At 61.6% G+C, this 20,752-nt stretch carries 19 protein-coding genes, 1 tRNA gene and 1 pseudogene; 10 read left to right on the top strand and 11 right to left on the bottom strand.

What is annotated here, in order from left to right; genetic code table 11:
• Window positions 1-9: 9 nt before the first annotated feature.
• Window positions 10-1,260, bottom strand: coding sequence for an Hsp70 family protein (locus KTQ42_RS01685; protein WP_217343924.1), 1,251 nt, complete (start codon window positions 1,258-1,260; stop codon window positions 10-12).
• 297 nt (window positions 1,261-1,557) lie between these two features.
• Here KTQ42_RS01685 and KTQ42_RS01680 point away from each other — a divergent pair, with 297 nt between their 5' ends.
• Both KTQ42_RS01680 and KTQ42_RS01675 read left to right on the top strand, forming a co-directional pair.
• On the top strand, window positions 1,558-1,926 hold the full coding sequence (locus KTQ42_RS01680) for a hypothetical protein (RefSeq protein ID WP_349292113.1): 369 nt from the start codon (window positions 1,558-1,560) through the stop codon (window positions 1,924-1,926).
• Window positions 1,927-1,936: 10 nt separating this feature from the next.
• Window positions 1,937-2,497, top strand: a complete 561-nt coding sequence (locus KTQ42_RS01675) for a glycine zipper family protein (RefSeq protein ID WP_217343923.1) — start codon at window positions 1,937-1,939, stop codon at window positions 2,495-2,497.
• Here the strand turns inward: KTQ42_RS01675 and KTQ42_RS01670 are convergent.
• Entirely contained in the window at window positions 2,443-3,195 is a 753-nt protein-coding gene (locus KTQ42_RS01670) for a DUF72 domain-containing protein (protein ID WP_249222607.1), read from the bottom strand. The genes KTQ42_RS01675 and KTQ42_RS01670 overlap by 55 nt on opposite strands.
• A 403-nt stretch (window positions 3,196-3,598) precedes the next feature.
• Here KTQ42_RS01670 and KTQ42_RS01665 point away from each other — a divergent pair, with 403 nt between their 5' ends.
• Together KTQ42_RS01665 and KTQ42_RS01660 are read left to right on the top strand one after the other, a co-directional pair.
• On the top strand, window positions 3,599-4,018 hold the full coding sequence (locus KTQ42_RS01665; protein ID WP_217343921.1) for a response regulator: 420 nt from the start codon (window positions 3,599-3,601) through the stop codon (window positions 4,016-4,018).
• An 88-nt stretch (window positions 4,019-4,106) separates the two neighbouring features.
• Entirely contained in the window at window positions 4,107-4,322 is a 216-nt protein-coding gene (locus tag KTQ42_RS01660; RefSeq protein WP_217343920.1) for a hypothetical protein, read from the top strand.
• A gap of 39 nt (window positions 4,323-4,361) precedes the next feature.
• Here the strand turns inward: KTQ42_RS01660 and KTQ42_RS01655 are convergent.
• From KTQ42_RS01655 to KTQ42_RS01640, 4 genes and pseudogenes are all read right to left on the bottom strand, one after another.
• Window positions 4,362-4,436: transfer RNA gene (locus KTQ42_RS01655), tRNA-Val, on the bottom strand.
• Window positions 4,437-4,474: 38 nt separating this feature from the next.
• Window positions 4,475-5,188, bottom strand: a pseudogene (gene dnaQ, locus KTQ42_RS01650) (DNA polymerase III subunit epsilon); the annotation flags it as partial.
• 57 nt (window positions 5,189-5,245) lie between these two features.
• Window positions 5,246-5,680: a ribonuclease HI gene (gene rnhA, locus KTQ42_RS01645; protein ID WP_217343918.1), complete on the bottom strand. Its 435-nt coding sequence runs from the start codon at window positions 5,678-5,680 to the stop codon at window positions 5,246-5,248.
• Window positions 5,667-6,449, bottom strand: coding sequence for a class I SAM-dependent methyltransferase (locus KTQ42_RS01640; protein WP_217343917.1), 783 nt, complete (start codon window positions 6,447-6,449; stop codon window positions 5,667-5,669). The genes rnhA and KTQ42_RS01640 overlap by 14 nt, the downstream gene beginning before the upstream one ends.
• Here KTQ42_RS01640 and gloB point away from each other — a divergent pair.
• The 4 genes from gloB to KTQ42_RS01620 all read left to right on the top strand — a co-directional run bounded on the left by gloB (window position 6,448) and on the right by KTQ42_RS01620 (window position 11,073).
• Window positions 6,448-7,242 (top strand): hydroxyacylglutathione hydrolase, encoded by a 795-nt coding sequence (gene gloB / locus KTQ42_RS01635; RefSeq protein ID WP_217343916.1) that lies wholly within the window; start codon window positions 6,448-6,450, stop codon window positions 7,240-7,242. The genes KTQ42_RS01640 and gloB overlap by 2 nt on opposite strands.
• A gap of 150 nt (window positions 7,243-7,392) precedes the next feature.
• Entirely contained in the window at window positions 7,393-8,886 is a 1,494-nt protein-coding gene (locus tag KTQ42_RS01630; RefSeq protein WP_217343915.1) for a transglycosylase SLT domain-containing protein, read from the top strand.
• A gap of 213 nt (window positions 8,887-9,099) precedes the next feature.
• Window positions 9,100-9,861 carry a YoaK family protein gene (locus tag KTQ42_RS01625; protein WP_217343914.1) on the top strand — a complete coding sequence of 254 codons (762 nt, stop codon included), beginning with the start codon at window positions 9,100-9,102 and terminating at the stop codon, window positions 9,859-9,861.
• A gap of 99 nt (window positions 9,862-9,960) precedes the next feature.
• Window positions 9,961-11,073 carry an NADH:flavin oxidoreductase/NADH oxidase gene (locus KTQ42_RS01620; RefSeq protein ID WP_217343913.1) on the top strand — a complete coding sequence of 371 codons (1,113 nt, stop codon included), beginning with the start codon at window positions 9,961-9,963 and terminating at the stop codon, window positions 11,071-11,073.
• An 18-nt stretch (window positions 11,074-11,091) separates the two neighbouring features.
• On the opposite strand, the gene KTQ42_RS01615 is transcribed toward KTQ42_RS01620, so the two are convergent.
• The 5 genes from KTQ42_RS01615 to KTQ42_RS01595 all read right to left on the bottom strand — a co-directional run bounded on the left by KTQ42_RS01615 (window position 11,092) and on the right by KTQ42_RS01595 (window position 17,937).
• The gene (locus tag KTQ42_RS01615; protein WP_217343912.1) at window positions 11,092-12,681 is read right to left on the bottom strand and encodes a dipeptide ABC transporter ATP-binding protein; all 1,590 of its coding nucleotides are present in this window, start codon (window positions 12,679-12,681) and stop codon (window positions 11,092-11,094) included.
• Window positions 12,678-13,709: an ABC transporter permease gene (locus KTQ42_RS01610; RefSeq protein ID WP_217343911.1), complete on the bottom strand. Its 1,032-nt coding sequence runs from the start codon at window positions 13,707-13,709 to the stop codon at window positions 12,678-12,680. The genes KTQ42_RS01615 and KTQ42_RS01610 overlap by 4 nt, the downstream gene beginning before the upstream one ends.
• The gene (gene yejB / locus KTQ42_RS01605) at window positions 13,706-14,770 is read right to left on the bottom strand and encodes a microcin C ABC transporter permease YejB (protein ID WP_194713440.1); all 1,065 of its coding nucleotides are present in this window, start codon (window positions 14,768-14,770) and stop codon (window positions 13,706-13,708) included. Before yejB ends, KTQ42_RS01610 begins: the two co-directional genes overlap by 4 nt.
• 10 nt (window positions 14,771-14,780) lie before the next feature.
• Window positions 14,781-16,580 carry an extracellular solute-binding protein gene (locus tag KTQ42_RS01600; protein WP_217343910.1) on the bottom strand — a complete coding sequence of 600 codons (1,800 nt, stop codon included), beginning with the start codon at window positions 16,578-16,580 and terminating at the stop codon, window positions 14,781-14,783.
• Window positions 16,581-16,812: 232 nt separating this feature from the next.
• The gene (locus tag KTQ42_RS01595) at window positions 16,813-17,937 is read right to left on the bottom strand and encodes a hypothetical protein (RefSeq protein ID WP_217343909.1); all 1,125 of its coding nucleotides are present in this window, start codon (window positions 17,935-17,937) and stop codon (window positions 16,813-16,815) included.
• A gap of 254 nt (window positions 17,938-18,191) precedes the next feature.
• Here KTQ42_RS01595 and fabI point away from each other — a divergent pair, with 254 nt between their 5' ends.
• Window positions 18,192-18,974: an enoyl-ACP reductase FabI gene (gene fabI, locus KTQ42_RS01590; RefSeq protein WP_217343908.1), complete on the top strand. Its 783-nt coding sequence runs from the start codon at window positions 18,192-18,194 to the stop codon at window positions 18,972-18,974.
• Window positions 18,975-19,316: 342 nt separating this feature from the next.
• On the top strand, window positions 19,317-20,732 hold the full coding sequence (locus KTQ42_RS01585) for a DEAD/DEAH box helicase (protein WP_217343907.1): 1,416 nt from the start codon (window positions 19,317-19,319) through the stop codon (window positions 20,730-20,732).
• Window positions 20,733-20,752 lie beyond the last annotated feature (20 nt).

Below are 20,752 nucleotides of genomic sequence, written 5' to 3'. Positions count from 1 at the left end.
GTCTATGGGTTACGCAAAGCGGCGCGCCGCGTCCAGCGCCAGGCCGGTGCCGATGCTGCCGAACAGGTCTCCCTCCACCCGCCGCGCCATCGGCACCTGCGCTGCGATGCGTTCGCGCAGCAATTGCACGCCGCTGGCGCCGCCAGTGAAGAACACTGTGTCGACCGCGTCGGGCGCCACGCCCGCGTCGTGCAACAAGGCCTGCACGGTCTGCTCCACGCTATCGATCAGATGCGATACCGCGCGTTCGAAGCCGGTGCGGGTGAGCGCCAGATCAACCGGCGGCGCCAGGCGGTCCAGCGCGAGCGTCGTTTCGGTTTGGGCAGACAGCGCAATCTTTCCTTCCTCGACTTTCAATGCCAGCCAGTGCCCGGCACGCTCCCCGATCAGATTGCGCAGGCGGTCCAGCGAAACGGTGTCGCAGGCGTCCCGGTACAGATCCTTCAACTGAGACATCGCCTTTTGCGTGTAGGCGAAGTTGATGGTGTGCCAGGTGGCCAGGTTGAAGTAGTAACTCGACGGCACCTCGTTACCGCTCCTTAAGCGGCTGCCCAGGCCAAGCAGCGGCATTACGGCCGCCAGGCTCAGGTACTTGTCGAAGTCAGTGCCGCCAATGTGCACGCCACCATTGGCCAGAATGTCGGCACGACGATCTATTAATTGCGCTCGTTGTGGCGACAATCGCACCAGCGAAAAATCCGAGGTGCCGCCGCCGATGTCCGCTACCAGCACCAGTTCTTCCCGAGTGATGCGCGACTCGTAATCAAAGGCGGCGGCAATCGGCTCGTACTGGAATGCCACATCACGGAAGCCCACCGCCAGCGCAATCTCACGCAGGGTGTCTTCCGCTAGGCGATCCGCCTGTGCATCGTCATCGACGAAATGCACCGGACGACCGAAAACCGCATGCTCGAACTGGCAGCCAGCCGCCGTCTCGCCGCGGCGCCGCAATTCGCCGATGAACTGTGTCAGCAGGGCGCGAAATGGCAGCGCCCGCCCCAGCACCTCGGTCTGTCCATCAATCAGCGGGGTGCCGAGCAGGCTTTTCAGGGAACGCATCAGGCGTCCTTCATAGCCGGCAAGATATTCAGCCAGGCCGGCGCGGCCAAAGCTGGCGCGCTCTTCCTCCGCATTGAAGAACACCACGGAAGGCAGGGTTGGCTTGCCGTCTTCCAGCACCAGCAGCGCCGGCGCATCCGGCCGCTGCCAGCCCACCGTGGAATTGGAAGTGCCGAAATCGACGCCGCAAGCAGATGCCATGACCATGTCCGGGAAAATAAGGAAGGCGGGGATTTTAAAGCAGATTCATCCGTACCTGCTCGGACCGGACCGGGGCCAGCAGTCACTCAGAAAAGTATATCGGCGCGCCTTGGCGGCGCTGATCCTGCCACGCGCAAGGTATTGACAGGATAATCGGCCGACATGAACGCGCTTTTCAATCCAGTACTGTTTTGAGGCATACTCGCTGCCGCCGTCCGGTTTGTATCCGGACGTAACAAACCGGCAGCAAGGTTCAAACAGATTTACACTTTTACTATTGCATTTCTGGAGATCGTCGTGAAACCCGCAAGATTGATTCTGACCGCGACGCTGCTGCTTGCCGGGCTCGGCGCCGCCGGCACCGCATTGGCGCATGGCGGACATGGGCATCGAGGCGGCCATGCCAGCCTCGGGCTGTACTTCGGCGTGCCGCTGGCAACGCCCTACTACTACCCGCCCGCCTATTATTACCCGCCGCGCTATTATTACCCGGCGCCGGTGGTCGTGACACCGGCCGCGCCAACCTACTATCTGCAGCAGGACGTTCCGCCCCCGCCACCGGCAGGCTACTGGTATTACTGCCGCGATCCGCAGGGCTATTATCCGCAAGTGCAGCAATGTCCCACGCCGTGGCAGCAGGTTCCGGCACAACCTTCAACTCGATGAGCGCAAGTCCATGTCACTTCTGAAGAGAACCCTTCCATTCCTTGGCATCGCGGCGCTCGCCGCCTGCACCACCATGCCCAGCGGACCAAACGTGATGGTGCTGCCGGGCAGCGGCAGGAACTTTGACCAATTCCGCGCCGACGACTTCCAATGCCGTCAGTACGCTCAGTCGCAACTGGGCGGCGCCACGCCGGAAACGGCCATGGGCGATAGCGGCGTGCGCAGCGCCGCACTGGGCACCGTGCTCGGCGCTGCGGCCGGCGCGGCGCTCAACGGTGGCCGCGGCGCGGCGGTGGGTGCGGGAACCGGCCTGGCCTTCGGCGGACTGGCCGGAACCGGCACCGCCCAGGCGTCCGGTTATGGCCAGCAGCGTCGCTATGACTATGCCTATATGCAATGCATGTATGCCCAGGGGCATCGGGTGCCGTCGGCCGGGGGGTATGCCAGCGACCAGCGCATGGCGCCGTCCTATGTGCCCCCGGCCAGCTATACCGCGCCATCCAGTTCCGGTTCCTCTTACCCGAGCCCGCCCCCGCCGCCCCCAGGCCCTGCGCCAGCGCCGCCACGCTGACTGCCGATATAGGCGTCGGTCAGCGCCAGCGTCGTCAAGGCATTCGGCACGGCGGCGCCGCTGGCGGTGTTATCGAAGATGCACCACACTTCCCGCCCCTGGCGCTGCTGCCGCGCCAGCCAGGCCGCATTGCGGCGCAGGCAGTCCTCGGAGTAATCCGAGTGATAGATGACCGGCGACCCATGCAGCCTCACATACACCAGCCCGTGGTAGAGCGCCGGCATCGGGTCGAGCGCCACCTGCGGGTCTGCCAACACCCTTCCTATCTGAAACCGCGCCAGCAATTCCGTGGCTTCCTCGGCGAACCAGCTCTGATGACGCGGCTCGCAGGCGATGCCTGTCTGCAAACGTTCCCGAAGACGGCTGAATAGCGCACTGGCCGCGGCATGATCAAAAGCCAGGCTGGGCGGCATCTGCACCAGCAGGCAACCAAACCGGTCGGCCAGCTGGCTGGCTGCATCCAGGAATACGGCAATCGGTTCGCCGATGTCACGCAGCCGGCGTTCGTGGGTAATTTCCTTGGGTAGTTTGAGGGAAAACCGGAATCCAGGCGGAACGCTGTCGCGCCAGCGGGCATAAGTCGAAGGCTTGTGCGGCCGGTAGAAGGACGAATTGATTTCCACCGCTGGAAACACTCGGGCATAGCGTTCAAGGTGACTGCCCTCTCCCGGAAAGCGCGGCTGTACTGCAGAAGACAAACTCCAGCCGGCGCAGCCCACCATGATTCCGGCCGGCGGTGCCGGTATGGCTTGTTCATCGAATAATGTGCCTTGATGCACTTGATCTGACATAGGCGCCCTGTTTGAAAACCCGTGCCGCCATCTTGTCGCGACAGAAGCCTGGGCCGCTTTGCGGACATGCAACCTCAGGCCGCTTTTCCGTTATTCCTACAGCGGTATGGGTTGATGTCCGATTCATGACACAACTGTTGACTGATAGGCTGTTATCAATCAATCCACGCAAACCGATCAATCGATTGAGAGGACATCGGAGGACGGAATGGGCAAATATTTTCTGGCATGGCTACTCGGCGTACCCGCGATCGTGCTGGTGCTGATTTATTTCTTCATGCATTAAATGACGGAGCTGCAAGAATAAGCCATGCATACAGCCGCCATACCGAACCAGGTCATTGGACTGGAAAGCAACCATGGCTTTCGCATTTTGCTGATCGATGACAACCGCGATGCCATCGATTCGATGGGCGCGCTGCTGAGCCTGCTCGACTACGACGTGCGTACTGCCGAGGATGCGGAATCCGGCCTGGAAATTGCGCAGAATTTCAAGCCGCACCTGATTTTGTCAGACATTGGCTTGCCTGGCATGGATGGCTACGCGCTGGCGCCGGAGCTGCGCAAGGCGGCTGGTGCGCGAAAGCTGATCCTGGCCGCCGCCACCAGCTACGGACTGGCCAGCGACAAACGCCGGGCGCGGGACGCCGGCTTCGACTATCATCTGGTGAAGCCGTTGGATGCAGACCTGCTCATCAGCTTCGTCGCAAGGCAACAGAACGAATTCTGAGTATCAGGCCGGCACTGGCCGGCAAATGCACCACCGGCAAGATCTGTTTTCCCTACCAGCCTGACTGGTTTCTTTTATCGGAGCATCCATGAACAGCACTCTTTTCACCGGCATTGCCATGATTTGCGCCGGCAAACTGCAGCGGGGCGCTGGCTGGCTCATCGGCAGCCGCAACCATCAGATTCTCGGTTTCGATCTGGAATTGCGCGGCAGGACTGCCATTGCATCGAGCCAGGCGGACCGCACGCAGCAACTGATCCCGGTGCGGATACAACAGAAGCGCCGCCATAACAACCGCGGCTGAAATGGCAAAAGCCGGCGTGGAAGCCGGCTTTTTCTATTCTGGTGGGAAGTGCTGGTTTCGAACCAGCGACCTATCGCGTGTGAGGCGATCGCTCTACCCCTGAGCTAACCTCCCGGGTCGGCGCGAATTATCGCACAGATACGCTGGCGAAATCAATTCGCCGTCAAAGTCCGCCAGATACAACTTCCGCGCACTTCCTTGTCCAGGCTGTTCATGACCAGTTCATGGGCTGCGACTTCGTCTTCCGCAGCATGCATCACCAGCACCTCGGCCAGCGCGCCGGCGGTCAATCCTGTATCGCCTTGCCCCGCGGTTTCCTCCACTTCCAGGTCGATGGTCAGGCTGTTCTGGCCACGCGTCATTGCCAGATACACTTCTGCCAGCAGTTCCGCATCCAGCAGCGCGCCGTGCAACACCCGGTGGGAATTCGAAATGCCATAGCGATCGCACAACGCATCGAGTGAATTGCGCTTGCCCGGATACATGCTCTTGGCCTGTACCAGGGTGTCGATCACGTCCGCCACATGCTTGCGGAACGGCGGCACCCCAAGCCTGGCAAATTCCGCATCCAGAAAGCCGACGTCGAACGGCGCATTGTGGATAATGATTTCCGCGCCGCTCAGGTAGTCCAGCAATTCGGCCGAGATCTCGGCGAACTTTGGCTTGTCGCTCAGGAATTCCGTGGTCAGGCCATGGACGGCAAGCGCGCCTTCTTCCGAATCCCGCTCCGGATTGATATAGAAGTGCAGGTTGTTTCCGGTGAGACGCCGGTTGATCATTTCAACACAGCCGATTTCAATGATGCGGTCGCCCGAACGCGGGTTAAGGCCGGTGGTTTCTGTGTCAAGGATGATCTGGCGCATGGCGTTATGGACTCGTTGCTTGTGGAACGGGAGGCGATTCTACCGGCACGGGGCCGGAATTCACATGACAGAAGCGCAACCCCGGTTGGCCAGCTGATCGGCGCGCTCATTGCCGACATGGCCCGAATGGCCGCGTACCCAGCGCCACTCCACCCGATGCCGCGCCTGCGCCGCATCGAGCGCCTGCCACAGGTCGGCATTCTTGACCGGTTCCTTCGATGCGGTCTTCCAGCCGCGTTTTTTCCAGCCGTGTATCCATTCGCTGATGCCCTTCTGCACGTACTGGCTGTCGGTATGCAGCACGACATTGCAGGGCCGGGTAAGCGCGCTCAATGCCTCGATCACCGCCATCAGTTCCATGCGGTTATTCGTGGTGTTGGGCTCGCCGCCGCAGATTTCCTTCTCATGCTCGCCGGTCTTGAGCCAGGCACCCCAGCCGCCGGGGCCGGGATTGCCCTTGCAGGCGCCGTCGGTAAATATTTCAACCTTGTCCATACTTACTCTTGTGATTGATATGCTTGTTGGCCACTGGCACCTGCTGCCGAGCGCCGGCCTTCTTCTTGTTCCAGGCAGGGCCGATCAGCCGCATGCCCTTGACCCGCTTGATGGCCTGCACTATATAGACACCGCCCAGAAATGGCCACCAGCGCATGCCGGCCCGCTCCATGAAATCGAAGCGCTGCAGCCAGCGCTCGGTGTCGCAGGGCGGCGCGTAGCAGCCGAAATGTCCCGGGTAGACTTCCATGTCCAGCAGCTTCAGCCAGTCCTTTATGCGCGGCACGCCGATCAGCTCGCCGCTCTCGGGCAGGAACGGCCGTTTCGTCAGGCGGGTGGCAGCCTGGCGTGCGCCCCAGAGGCTGGCGGGATTGAAGCCGGTGACGATCACCTGCCCTTCCGGAATCAGCACGCGGTCGACCTCGCGCAGGATCTGGTGCGGTTCATGCGCAAATTCCAGAACATGCGGCAAGACCACCAGGTCCAGGCTCTGTGTGGCAAATGGCAGCTCGGCAAAATCGTGCATCACGATTGCCTGCAGGCTGCTGCGGCGCGGTATGTCCGTGTCGGCAATCCAGCGGTGCGGCATGCGGCTTGCCGCCAGCCCGTCGATCTCCGGCACCCCGATCTGCACGGCATTGAATCCGAAAATATTGGTGGTCAGCGCCGCCAGCTGCGCCTCTTCCCATGTCCGCACATAGAGTCCGGCCGGGCTGGTGAGCCAGGATGCGAGCGCTATAATTGGTTTTTCGCTAAACGAACTGTTCATGCGTATGTCGCTCCCCAGACCTCTCAGTGTATTGGCTGTTCCCGCGTTTGCCGACAACTATCTGTGGCTCATCCATGACGGCGTTCATGCCGCCGTGGTCGATCCCGGCGATGCTGGCCCGGTTTTGAAGGCCTTGCAGGACCATAGTCTGGCGCTGACTGCCATTTTACTCACCCATCACCATGCCGACCATGTGGGCGGCGTGCCGGAACTGCTGGCACGCCATCCGGTGCCAGTGTACGGCCCGCGCCATTCCCGGATTGCCGGCATCAGCCATCCGGTGTCCGAGAACGACCAGGTGATCTTGCCGGAACCGGGTTTGAAGCTGGACGTTCTTGCCGTGCCCGGCCATACGCTGGACCATATCGCCTATGTTGCGCCAGATCTGAATTGGCTGTTTTGCGGCGATACCCTGTTTGCAGGCGGTTGTGGCCGCCTGTTTGAAGGAACGCCGGCGCAAATGACGCAATCCCTTGCTAAACTGACAGCATTGCCAGATGAAACTGCGGTGTACTGCGCTCACGAATACACACTTTCCAATTTGAAATTCGCACGTGAGGTCGAGCCGGATAACGTGAACCTTTTGGCAAGAATTGCTGCCGAAGAGAAAAAACGTGAACAAAATCAGCCTACTGTGCCCACTTTCATCGGTCTCGAAAAATCCACCAACCCGTTTTTGCGTTACACTGAGCCCGCAATTGTGGACCGGCTGACAACCAGTGGCCGGCTCGCAGTACGGGAAGCGATTCCTGCTTTCGCAGCCCTGCGGGAGTGGAAAAACTCCTATCGGTAACAATCTTAGGCGCCGAAACGGATTTGTCGGAAATACCAACTGTCAGCATGGCGGCTGATGGATTTCCTGCAGTGCATCGCCGCTGCAGCCAGCTTCGGCATTCCCTGTGTGTCCGGCTGTCACAGCCGGTAAACAAGAAAAAGTGATTCCATGCATCGACAATCGATCAAGACCGCGGTCTGCGCCGCATTTCTATCGCTGAGCGCACCCTTCGCAGCGCACGCAAACGACATCTCCATCTTTTCCTATCTGGCCAGCCAGCCGCTCGATGCCAATGACCCATTGATGCAGGTCATGTCGATGGAGGAAGTCGATGTCTGGGCCCGCATCCGCAAGGGCTTTGCGATTCCGGATCTCGACAATCCGCTAGTAACGACCCAGACCACCTGGTACAGCTCCCGCCCCGACTACATCGACCGCACCACCACCCGCGCCTCGCGTTATCTGTTCCACGTAGTGCAGGAACTGGAAAAGCGCAACATGCCCACCGAACTGGCGCTGCTTCCCTTCATTGAATCGGCATTCAACCCGCAAGCCCTGTCCACTGCCAAGGCTGCCGGCATGTGGCAATTCATGGCTGCAACGGGGCGCGATTTCAATCTGAAGCAGAACATGTTCCAGGATGAACGGCGCGACGTGCTGGCTTCCACCGACGCGGCGCTGAATTACCTGGAAAAACTGTATGCCATGTTCGGCGACTGGCAACTTGCGCTGGCGGCCTATAACTGGGGCGAAGGCTCGGTGCAACGCGCCATCGCCAAGGCCGCCGCCGCCGGCCAGCCAACCGACTTCAACAGCCTGTCGGCCTACATGCCGGCCGAAACCCGCAATTACGTGCCCAAGCTGCAGGCGGTGAAAAACATCATCGCCACGCCGGCCGAATACGGCATCGTGCTGCCGCGCGTGGAGAATCAACCGTATTTCGTCACCGTTCGCAAGACGCGCGATATCGACGTGCAGGTCGCCGCCAAGCTGGCCGAACTGCCGATCGAGGAGTTCAAGGCGCTCAATCCCCAATTCAACCGCCCGGTCATCGTCGGCAGCCCGGATACCCAGATCCTGCTGCCCAAGAGCAATGCCGAGAAGTTCAAGACCAATCTCGGCAAATGGACTCAGGCTTTGTCCTCCTGGACCGCGCACAAGGTCACCACCGCGCGCGAACGCATCGAGACCATCGCCGCGCGTTTCCGTACCACGCCGGAAGTGATTCGCGAGGTCAACAATATTCCGCCGCGCATGGTGCTCAAGGCCGGATCCACCATCCTGGTGCCGAGGCCGGAAGAGCAGGAAAAGGACATCGCCATGGAAGTGGCCGAGACAGCCACCCTGGCGATGGAGCCCGACCGTCCGGCCACCCGACGCGTCAACATCAAGGTGGGCAGCAACGATACGTTGACTTCCATCGCCGCCCGGAACGGCGTCTCGGTGGCCGACATCAAGGAATGGAACAAGCTCTCGCGCGACAGCGTGTCGCGCGGCCAGACCCTGGCGCTGCAGGTTCCCAACCAGGTGCGCATGATCCAGGCTGCCACGCTATCGAGGCAGCCGCTACGGCGGCCGGCTACCCGGATTGCCACCGCCAAGGCCCCCGCCAGCCATGCGCCCCGTACAGTGCTGGCCGGCGGTCCGCGCAGTCTGCGCTAGCCAGCGAAGGCATCATTTAAAACGGCAGCGTTGACGCTGCCGTTTTTTTTCGACCCGTCGCAGGGCAACCGAACCTTTTCCGGAAGTCACGGTACCCACGCCAAGCATTCTTAAGAGCGCCTAACAAATATTCCGGGTTTTGTTATATCGGCTTGGCCGGACGGATGTCATTAGGCGCTTTAGGCACGACCAACATTTGCGGGCGGAGGTTACATGGCACGGTTCTCTATTCACTGGATGGCAAGGCTTACCTGCGACGAGCAGGCAAAAACCTGCATTGCTTGCCTGCTTGCATTCGTCGCGGGCGGCGTGAATGTCATCGGCTTCCTGTCCACGGAATGGTTTGCATCCCATTTATCCGGCGCTGTCACTGGTGCATCCGCTGCCCTGTTTGACAGCAACAGGGAACTGGCCATCGGATACGCCACCCTGGTCTTCAGCTTCATCTGTGGGTCAGCATGTGCTGCATGGCTGATCGCCTGGAGCCGGGCCCGCCACATGCGTAGCGAGTATGGCATTGCCCTGCTGATCGAAGGATGCCTGCTGCTTGGTCTTGGCATCAGTGCCGAGCATGTGGCGCACAGGCAGTTCATGTTCGTACCGATAATGATCGTTGTGCTGTCCTTCCTGATGGGCATGCAGAATGCGCTGATCAGCAAGCTTGCCCATGCCAGCGTGCGAACCACCCATGTAACCGGCATGCTGACCGATCTCGGCATCGAACTGGGCAGGCTGGGCAAGCGCCTGATCACGCGGCGTCGCGCCCTTCAGGACGACCATGCGGCAAACCTGCCGAAACTGGCGCTGCTGGCCCTGATGGCAATGCTGTTTTTCGCCGGCGGGCTTGCCGGGTCGCTGGGCTTCCAGCATGCGCGCTACCTGACGTTGGAGCCGCTTGCAGCCATGCTGATTTTTGTAGCATGGGCCTCGTCTGGGAAACATGGGAACAGCCCGGCCCGACAGCAGCAACGCTGATCTGGGCCTGTCGTCGCTTGCCGTCGCGGCATGGCCCTTCAGCACAGCTCGCCTCCTTCTGCCAGAATTGCGCTTTCTTCCCAGTGATGGAGCCGCTCGATGAGCCAGTTGTTCACCCCCTATGCCCTTGGTCCCCTGACTGTGCGCAACCGCATCGCGATCGCGCCGATGTGCCAGTATTCCGCGGAAAACGGCGACGCCACCGACTGGCACATGATCCATCTCGGTCATCTCGCCCTGTCCGGCGCCGGCGCGCTCTTCATCGAGGCAACCGCCGTCGAGCCGGAAGGCCGCATTACGCCAACCGATCTTGGTCTTTGGTCGGACCAGAACGAAATTGCGCTGCAGGGCGTGGTGCGGGCGATCCGCCGTCATTCATCGATACCTTTGGTGATCCAGCTCGCGCATGCCGGGCGCAAGGCGTCCAGCGCGGCGCCCTGGGAGGGCGGCCAGATGCTTTCGCCGGAACAGGGCGGCTGGCAGACGGTAGCGCCGTCGGCCCTGCCGCATGCGCCGCAGGAAGCGGCGCCGCTGGCGCTGGACGTTGCCGGCCTGCGTCGTGTGCTCGCCGGCTTTGTCGACAGCGCCAGGCGGGCGCATCGCCTTGGCCTGGAAGGCATCGAGCTCCATGCGGCCCATGGCTATCTGCTGCATCAGTTCCTGTCGCCAATTGCCAATGTGCGCAGCGACAGCTATGGCGGCACGCTGGAAAACCGGATGCGCTTCCCGCTGGAAGTGTTCGAGGCGGTGCGTGCCGCGGTGCCCGAGGCGATGTCGGTGGGCGTGCGCATCTCCGCTACCGACTGGGTCGATGGCGGCTGGGACATCGAACAGAGCGTGGCCTTCGCCCAGGAATTGAAGAAGCGCGGCGTGCACTTCATACATGTGTCCAGCGGCGGCGTCTCGCCGCTGCAAAAGATACCGGTCGGGCCGGGCTATCAGGTCGAATTCGCGGCCCGCATCCGCCATGAAACCGGGCTGCCCACCATCGCCGTGGGCATGATCACCGACCCGGCCCAGGCCGAGTCCGTCATCGCCAGCGGCCAGTCCGACATGGTGGCGATGGCGCGCGGCATGCTGTACAACCCGCGCTGGCCGTGGCATGCGGCGGCGGAATTGGGCGGCACGGTGGAAGCGCCTCAGCAGTACTGGCGTTCGCAGCCGTCGCAGTACAAGCAGCTGTTCGGCGCCACCCGCACCGGGCAACGCTAACCCGCCGCGCCGTACCAGTCAGGCATCGACCGCGGCCGCGCTGTAGGTCGATGCCGCCAGCAGCCTCTGGGTATAAGGCTGCGACGGCGCCGACAGCACATGGTCGACATCCCCCTGCTCGACCACCCTGCCGTCCTTCATCACCAGCACGCGGTGCGCCATCGCGCGTATCACGGCAAGGTCATGGCTGATGAAGAGATAGGCTATGCCATGCTTGCGCTGCAGTTCGGCCAGCAGCTGCAGCACCTGCATCTGCACCGATACGTCGAGCGACGAAGTCGGCTCATCCAGCAGCACCAGCGCCGGCTTCAATACCAAAACACGGGCAATCGCAATGCGCTGGCGCTGGCCGCCGGAAAACTCGTGCGGATAGCGTTGCATCATCGCGGCCGATAGACCCACTTCCTCCAGGGCGGCGGCGACCGTGTCGCGCAAGGCCTGCGCGCCCAGTTGCGGCTGGTGCAGCGCCAGGCCTTCGCCGACGATCTGCTCGATCGTGCGGCGCGGAGACAAGGACGCAAACGGGTCCTGGAACACTACCTGCATCTGCGAGCGCAAGGGCCGCAAAGCATTGGCCGACATCTCGCTGATGGCATGCTCGCGAAACCGGATGGTGCCCGATACGCGCGCCGCCGACAGCCGCAGCAGCGCCATGCCCAGCGTGGACTTGCCCGAACCCGATTCGCCGACAATGCCCACCGTCTCGCCGGGCCGCAACGCCAGCGCCACATCATCGACCGCAGCAAAGCTGCGCCTCTTGAACCAGCCTTCCTTGATCTCGAAGGTGCAGCGTACCTGCTTCGCTTCCAGCAGCGGTGCGCCGGCGGCGTCGACCTTGTTGACCATGCGCTGCGGATGGCTGGCCAAAAGCTTCCTGGTGTAGGTTTCGCGCGGGCTGGCAAACAGATCATGGACCGGAGCGGTCTCGATCAGCCTTCCCTTTTCCATCACGCCCACCCGGTCGGCGAAATGACGCACCAGGTTCAGGTCATGGCTGATCATCAGCACCGCCATGTTTTCCTCGCGCTGCAACTGGTTAAGCAGTTCGAGGATCTGCACCTGTATCGTCACATCCAGCGCGGTGGTGGGTTCGTCGGCGATCAGCAGGTGCGGCTTGCAGGCCAGCGCCATCGCAATCATCGCGCGCTGGCGCTGGCCGCCGGAGAGCTGATGCGGATAGGCCAGCGCGCGCCGCGCCGGCTCCGGTATGCCGGTCTTGTCCAGCAGCTGCACGGTGCGCTGCGCCGCCGCCTTCGCCGACAGGCCTTCATGCAGCATCAGCACTTCGGCGATCTGGTTGCCTATCGAAAACAGCGGGTTCAGGGCCGTCATCGGCTCCTGGAAGATCATTGCCGCATCCTTGCCGCGCAGCCGGCGCAAGGCGGGTTCGGACATCTTCAGGATGTCTTCGCCATTGAACAGGATGCTGCCCCGGTAGCGCGCATCCTGGTTCAGCCGCAGCGCCGACAACGCCGTGACGGTCTTGCCGGAGCCGGACTCGCCAACCAGCGCGAACTTCTCGCCGGGCGCGATGGCAAAGCTGACATCGTCGACCACGACGGCATCGCCGAAGGCAACGCTCAATCCCTGTACATTCAGCAAGCTCAAGACTTCCTCCGCACGTCCAGCGAATTGCGCAGTGCATCGCCGATATTGGTCAGCAACAGCAGCGTGACCGTCAGCACCATGAAGGTCGACAGCGCGATCCACCAGGCGTCCAGGTTGTTCTTGCCCTGTGCCAGCAACTCGCCCAGGCTGGGCGTGGAAGGCGGCACGCCCAGCCCGAGGAAGTCCAGGCTGGTCAGCGCAAGGATGGCGCCGCTCATGCGAAACGGCAGGAAGGTCACCACCGGCGTGAGGCTGTTGGGCAGCACGTGGCGCCAGATGATCTGGGCATTCGACAGCCCCAGCGCGCGCGCCGCCTGCACATACTCCAGATTGCGGTTACGGAGGAAGTCGGCCCGCACATAATCCGACAGGCCCATCCAGCCAAACAGTGAAAGCAGCAGCAGGAGCAGGCCGATGCTGGGGTCGAAGATGGAAGCGAAGATAATCAGCAGGTACAGCTCGGGCATCGAACTCCATATCTCCATGAAGCGCTGGAACAGCAGGTCGGTGCGGCCGGCGAAATAGCCCTGCACCGCGCCAGTGATCAGGCCCAGCAGCACGCCGGTCACCGTGAGCGCAATGCCGAACAGGATGGAAACCCGGAAGCCGTACAGCAGCCGCGCCACCACGTCGCGGCCGCGGTCGTCGGTGCCCAGCCAGTTCTCGCCGGAAGGCGGCGCCGGGTTGGGCGCCTTGGCGAAATAGTTCAGCGTGTCATAGCGGTAATGATTCGGCGGATAGACCGCCCAGTTGCCATCTTTTTTGAACTGGTCCTGGATGAAGGGATCGAGGAAGTCGGCCGGCGTGTCGAAGTCGCCGCCGAAGGCCTTTTCCGAGTAGGTTTGGGCAATCGGGAAAATGATCTTGCCGTTGTAGCGCGCCACCAGCGGCTTGTCGTTCGACAGCAGTTCCGCGCCCAGGCTGAGCGCGAACAGCACCACGAAGATGACCAGGCTCCAGTACCCGCGCCGGTTCTGCCTGAAGCGCAGCCAGATGCGGCGGCCGGGCGAAATGGATACGGCGCTCATCGTGCCAGGCTTTCGAACTGGACCCGCGGGTCGGCCCAGACATAACAGAGGTCGCCCAGCAGCTTGACGACAAGGCCGATCAGCGTGAACAGGTAGAGCGTGCCCATCACCACCGGATAGTCGCGCCGCACCACCGATTCATACGACAGCAGGCCCAGGCCATCCAGCGAGAACAGGGTTTCGATCAGCAGGCTGCCGGCGAAGAAGGCGCCGATGAAGGCGGCCGGAAAACCCGTCACCAGGGGAATCAGCGCATTGCGAAACACATGCTTGTACAGCACCGTGCGCTCGGACAGGCCCTTGGCGCGGGCCGTCAGCACATACTGCTTGCGGATCTCTTCGAGGAACGTGTTCTTGGTCAGCATGGTCATCACAGCGAAGGCGCCGGCCACCGATGCCGTCACCGGCAGCGTGATATGCCACAGGTAGTCCAGCACCTTGCCGCCCCAGGACAGGGTTTCCCAGTTGTCGGAAGTCAGGCCGCGCAGCGGGAACCATTGCACGAAGCTGCCGCCGCCAAACAGCACCAGCAGCAGCACGCCGAGCACAAAGCCGGGAATCGAGTAACCGATCAGCACCAGCATGCTGGTCACCATGTCGAAGCGGCTGCCCTCGCGGATTGCCTTGGCCACGCCCAGCGGCACCGAGATGAAGTAGGTCAGGAAGAAGGTCCATAGGCCGATGGAAATCGAGACCGGCAGCTTGGACTTCACCAGGTCCCAGACATCCTTGTGATGGTAGAAGCTCTGCCCGAGGTCGAAACGGGCAAAGCCCTTCAGCATTTGCCAGAAGCGTTCAAGCGGCGGCTTGTCGAAGCCGTACAGCGCCTGGATCTCCTTGACCCGCTCGGCATCCACGCCTTGCCGACCGCGATATTGCGAGGCGCCGCCGCCGCTGGCTTCGCCGCCGCCGGTAGCCTGGCCCTTGCGCAATTCCATCAGTGCCTGCTCGACCGGACCGCCCGGCACGAACTGGATCACGGCGAAGGTGATCGCCACCACGCCCAGAAGCGTCGGCACCATCAGCAGCACCCGCTTGGCAATATAGGCCCACAGATTCATGCTTGTCCTTTCATCGTGGCTTGGCCTGCCACCAGGTGGAAATCACATAGGGGTCGGCCTGGTAATACAGCGGCGCGGTGGCCGGGATGCCGAAGCGGTTGCGGTAAGCCACCCGGTGCGTCGAGGAATACCAGTGCGGCACCACGATGTACTTATGCATCAGCACCCGGTCCAGCGCCCGCGCGGCCGCCACCAGTTCGCGCCGGGTGTTGGCCGCCACCAGCGCATCGACCAGCTTGTCGACCACCGGGTCTTTCAAGCCCCAGGCATTGTTGGAGCCCTTCTCGTCGGCGGCCTTGGAGCCGAACATGTCGTACATCTCATTGCCCGGGCTGGTTACGTCCGGGAAGCGGTTGGTGGTCATGTCGAAGTCGAATTCTTCCATGCGCTTTTGCAGCAAGGCGAAATCGGCGGTGCGCTGGTTCACCTGCACGCCCAGCTTGCGCAGGTTGCGCACATAGACGCTGATGACCCGCGACAGCGCGCCCTGGTCGTCGATGATCTCGAACGCCAGCGGCTCGCCCCTGGCATTGCGCAGCGCGCCGTCCCTGTATTCCCAGCCGGCCTGCCGCAGCAGCTCGCGCGCCTGCATCAGGTTGGCGCGCAGCGACGAAGGCTCCTCGGTCGACGGCGGCAGCGGCGCCGGACCGAAGACCGCGGGGTCGAGCTTGTCGCGCATCGGCGCCAGCAGCTTCAGTTCGTCTTCCGACGGCATGTCGCGGGCGCCCAGTTCGCTGTTGTTGAAGAAGGAATGGATGCGCTTGTACTGGCCATAGAACAGCTGCCGGTTCATCCATTCGAAGTCCAGCGCCAGGCCCAGCGCCTGGCGTACCCGGATGTCCTGGAACTGGCCGCGCCTCAGGTTCATTACGAACCCCTGCATGCCGGCGCCGTTGGAGTGCGTCAGTTCACGCTTGATGATCTCGCCGCTGCGGAATTTCGGGCCGTTATAGCTGCGCGCCCAGTTCTTGGCGCTGTATTCCACCACCACGTCGAATTCGCCGGCCTTGAAGGCTTCCAGCCGGGCGGTGTCATCCTTGTAGAAACGATAGAAGATGCGGCCGAAGTTGAACATGCCGCGCCGGGATGGGACCGCATCGCCCCAGTAATCGGGATTGCGCTTGTAGGTGATGGCGCGGCCGACATCATAGCGTTCGATCAGGTAGGGGCCGCTGGCGATCGGCGCTTCCAGCTGTATCTTGTCGAAGCTGGTCTTGGCGCCCCACTTGCGCGAGAACACCGGCATGCCGCCGGCAATCAGCGGCAGCTCGCGGTTGAGCTGGCGGAAGTCGAAGCGCACGGTGCGCTCGTCCACCACCACGCATTGTTTTATGTCGGCGAAAACCGATTTGAACTGCGGCGCGCCCTTGGCCATCAGGGTGTCGAAGGAATGCTTCACATCGGCGGCCAGCACCGGGTCGCCATTATTGAAGCGGGCCTTGGGATTGAGGCGGAAAATGATTGCCATCCGGTCCGGCGCCAGTTCCATGTCCTCTGCCAGCAGGCCATACATGGTGGCGGTTTCATCGGAAGAGCTGACCGCCAGGGTTTCGAACATCAGGTTGGACACGCCGGCCGCGGCCACGCCTTTCAGGGAAAACGGGTTGAACTTGTCAAAGCTGGTGCGCCGGTCCGGGTTGGCCAGGTACAGTTCGCCGCCCTTGGGCGCGTCGGGATTGACGTAGTCGAAATGGTGGAAGCCGGCCGGATACTTGGGGGTGTCGTACAGGGCGAAGGCATGCGCCGCCAGCGCGCCGTTGCTGCCGGCAATGCCGGCGGCCAGGAAAAGAGTTGCCAGTAGTTTTGCCATGCCTTGTCGGTCACCCCATGTTGGATGCAAGCCGCCGTGGGCGGTGCCGGGGTATTGTACCCAAAGGTACCGGGCATGGTCGGTGAGTCAGATACGCACACTGCGGCCCGGATGAGTGTGATTTTGAAAAGCTAGTGGCTTTACCGCGAACCAAGGGCAATGCTACAGATGCTTCCTCTGCCGTAAATGGCCCGGTTCTCCTTCGCCCGGGCCAATGCCAGAGTTGTGAACATCAAAGGATTACACAACATTCCGCCGGCGCATTCGGGTTTGCCTGAGCCGTGTTTGCCGTGCTCTCGTTGTACAGATTCAAAAATTTCCTGAAATCTTCGCCCTCGGCGAAAGCATCTCCGGGCAACCATAGGCAACCCCTGGCACTGGTGCGTGGTACCTCCTTGACGTTACCGCCGACCTTTTCCCGACACCGGGTGCTATGAGGCCGCCGTTCAAAGGTTTGCGAGTCATCCGACATGTAAAGCGACACAGCAGGCAGTCGGCCCGCTCTGCTTGCGTGCTGATTCAGCAAAGATTCAACGCCTGGCGCGTCAGGCACGAGATCGGGGGAATGACTCCTGCCGATCTGAACCACGACATGAGGATAAAGGTCGGATGCAGCCGCAATCTGCTCGGCGAAAGACTTATTGGCCACCATGCGCTCGTTCAGTTCAGGTTGAATTTCGTACAGAAACGCGCTGTCCATATGGCTCCAGATCAGTCCCAGACTAGCCTTGTCCACCAAGGTATCAGCTTGCGGATTTAGCGCTACAGACGCTGCCGCGCTCAGTTCCCTCTTACCATTTGGTGTGCGAAATTGATCTGCGTCCTTGTTCAGTTCGCGCTGCAAGGCAGCAACTGCCTGCCGCTGATGAATCGGATTCTGCGCATTATTGATTTGCTGTTTCCAGGCTTCCCAACGAAACTTTGCACTTGCAGAAACAGCCGTCTCTAACCCAATGATGCGGAATCCGGCCCGGATCAAGGCCTTCAAATAGGCCGGTGTACTCGGATTCTGGAAAATCTCCTCTTTGCTGCAACCCTGAGGCAGGCGTTCAAACATCATGACGAGGTCGTCTTTCTTGAAAGAATTCAAGTTATCGAGGTTCCTGAACAAGTATCTCGCTGCATGCGAGCATTGATGATCTTCCGAAAGAAGCAGCACGGACGCATGCTGAAAGACTTTGTCAGGACTTGTCATTTCGACTGCCGAAGTACCATGCGCAATGGATTTGTTTGCGGCGTCAACATCGAAAGCGTCAGTCCATAACGTATGACCGTTTCCGGAAGGTGTTTGCCAGGCAGGTCTCTGTCCATGGCCGGGTAAAGGTGCTGCCGGCCGGGCTGAATAGTTTGCATCCACAAATATCTCCAGATTAATTTCAAAACATGTTGGCAATCGCACTCACATTCAGTAGCGTTAATCGCAGGATCGGTCCTTGTCTGCCTGCCATTCGGATAAGTCCAAGCAGCTCTTAACGTCCCATCGAACCGGGCCGACGCTCCTCAAAATCTCGTTTGCCGCTGCCAAAGTTGCCCTCCCCGCCGCTACCCCCTACAATCTTGCCGATTCAAAACCGGCGCCCTTCGCCCACCGCCCACTTTCCTGGAGTTCCCATGGCTTTCCTGCAAGGCAAAAAAATCCTGATCACCGGCCTGCTGTCGAACCGGTCCATCGCCTACGGCATTGCCCAGGCCTGCAAGCGGGAAGGCGCGGAACTGGCGTTTACCTATGTCGGCGACCGCTTCAAGGATCGCATTACCGATTTCGCCAAGGAATTCGACAGCGAACTGGTATTTGACTGCGACGTCGGCAGCGACGAGCAGATCAATGCGCTGTTTGCCGACCTGGCCAAGTCGTGGGCCCAGCTCGACGGCCTGGTGCATGCGATCGGCTTCGCGCCGCGCGAGGCGATCGCCGGCGACTTCCTCGACGGCATGACCCGCGAGAACTTCCGCATCGCCCATGACATTTCGGCCTACAGCTTCCCGGCCATGGCCAAGGCCGCCGCGCCTATGCTGTCGCAGCACTCCGCACTGCTGACGCTGAGCTACCTGGGTTCGATGCGCGCCCTGCCCAACTACAACACCATGGGCCTGGCCAAGGCATCGCTGGAAGCCAGCGTGCGCTACCTGGCCGAATCGTTGGGCAAGAAAGGCGTGCGGGTCAACGGCATTTCCGCCGGCCCGATCAAGACCCTGGCCGCCAGTGGCATCAAGGACTTCGGCAAGATCCTCAATTTCGTCAAGGAACATGCGCCGCTGCGCCGCAACGTGACGATCGAGGATGTCGGCAATACCGCCGCCTTCCTGCTGTCGGAGCTGGCTGGCGGCATTACCGGCGAAATCACTTATGTCGACGGCGGCTTTTCGCATGTGGTCGGCGGCATGGCCGAGTAAAACTGTTTCTTATGCGAATCAGCCAGGTAATCCGGCCGATTCGCAAACCAGCGGTAATAAAGGGTGGACAGAACACTGCCATGGCAGTTACAATATGGTTTGTGCGATGCAATAAAAGTCCGCACTTCCGCAGCACCGCGAACCCTTAGCATTAACGATAAAGCCCTCCCGCCTCCTGGTGTCGAAGTCACATGACACCGTCCCGGCGCAAAGCTTTTGTGCCGAAATCTCTTTCGAGTTTTCCTCGCTGTTTCGTTGGTTGGCGATGCATCTTCGCGCCCAGCACTGTGATGGCCCCGTTGCCGTCGTGCCGCGCTAATTTACGATTTACGAAAGAAACTGATGACATTCGAAGCACTAGGCCTGCACGCGTCCGTATTGAAAGCATTGACCGAAGCTGGCTACACCAAGCCGACCGGCGTCCAGGAACAGGCCATTCCCGCGGCCCTCGCCGGCCGCGACCTGCTGGTCTCTTCCCAGACCGGCTCCGGCAAGACCGCTGCATTCATGCTGCCGGCGCTGCACAAGTTTGCCTCGGTCGAGCCGAGCGCCGATGCCGCCCGCACGCCCAACCAGCAATCCCAGTCGGCCCGCGCCCGTGGCGAGCGTCCGCGCTTCCGCGCCGCCCAGCCGAAGATGCTGGTGCTGACCCCGACCCGCGAACTCGCGCTGCAGGTCACCACCGCCACCGATAAATACGGCGCCTTCATGCGCCGCGTCCGCGCCGTCTCGATCCTGGGCGGCATGCCTTATCCGAAGCAGATGCAACTGCTGGCCAAGAACCCGGAAATCCTGGTGGCTACCCCTGGCCGCCTGATCGACCATATGGAATCGGGCAAGATCGACTTCTCGCAGCTGGAAATCCTGGTGCTGGACGAAGCCGACCGCATGCTGGACATGGGCTTCATCGAGGATATCGAGAAGATCGTTGCAGCCACGCCGGCATCGCGCCAGACCATGCTGTTCTCGGCAACGCTGGACGGCGTGGTCGGCAACATGGCCAAGCGCATCACCACCGAGCCGACCGTGATCCAGATCGCCAGCTCGACCAGCCGCCATGAAAACATCCAGCAGCGCGTGCACTTCGTGGACGACCTGTCGCACAAGAACCGCCTGCTCGACCATCTGCTGCGCGACGAGACCATGGACCAGGCGGTGGTGTTTACCGCCACCAAGCGTGATGCCGACACGATTGCCGACCGGCTGAACATTGCCGGCTTCGCCGCCGCCGCGCTGCATGGCGACATGCACCAGGGCGCGCGCAACCGCACGCTCGACAGCGTGCGCCGTGGCCAAGTGCGCGTGCTGGTGGCAACCGACGTTGCCGCCCGCGGCATCGACGTGCCGACCATTACGCACGTGTTCAACTACGATCTGCCGAAGTTCCCGGAAGACTATGTGCACCGTATCGGCCGCACCGGCCGCGCCGGCCGCAATGGCCTGGCAATCTCGCTGGTCAACCATGCCGAAGGCATGAATGTAAAGCGCATCGAGCGTTTCACCAAGCAGCTGATTCCGGTCAACGTGATCGAAGGCTTCGAGCCCAAGCGCACCGCGGCACCGCGTCCGCACAAGCCCAATGGCTGGAAACCGGGCGACAGCCGCGGCGGCAAGCCGGGCCAGCGCAGCTTCGCCAAGCCAGGCACGCCGCGTCGTGAAGGCAGCAGCTACGGCGCCGGTTCGGGCAATGGCAGCAGCTTCGGCAAGGGTGCGCGCGGCGCTGACGCCGGCGCGCGTCGCTCCTACGGCGATCGCTGATTGACATTCCGGCCGCAGTA

Origin of the sequence: Noviherbaspirillum sp. L7-7A, from assembly GCF_019052805.1 — a bacterium.
Classification (GTDB): Bacteria; Pseudomonadota; Gammaproteobacteria; order Burkholderiales; family Burkholderiaceae_D; genus Noviherbaspirillum_A.
Note: the sequence above shows the minus strand (reverse complement) of the source record. Positions and strands in the feature narration are given on the sequence as shown.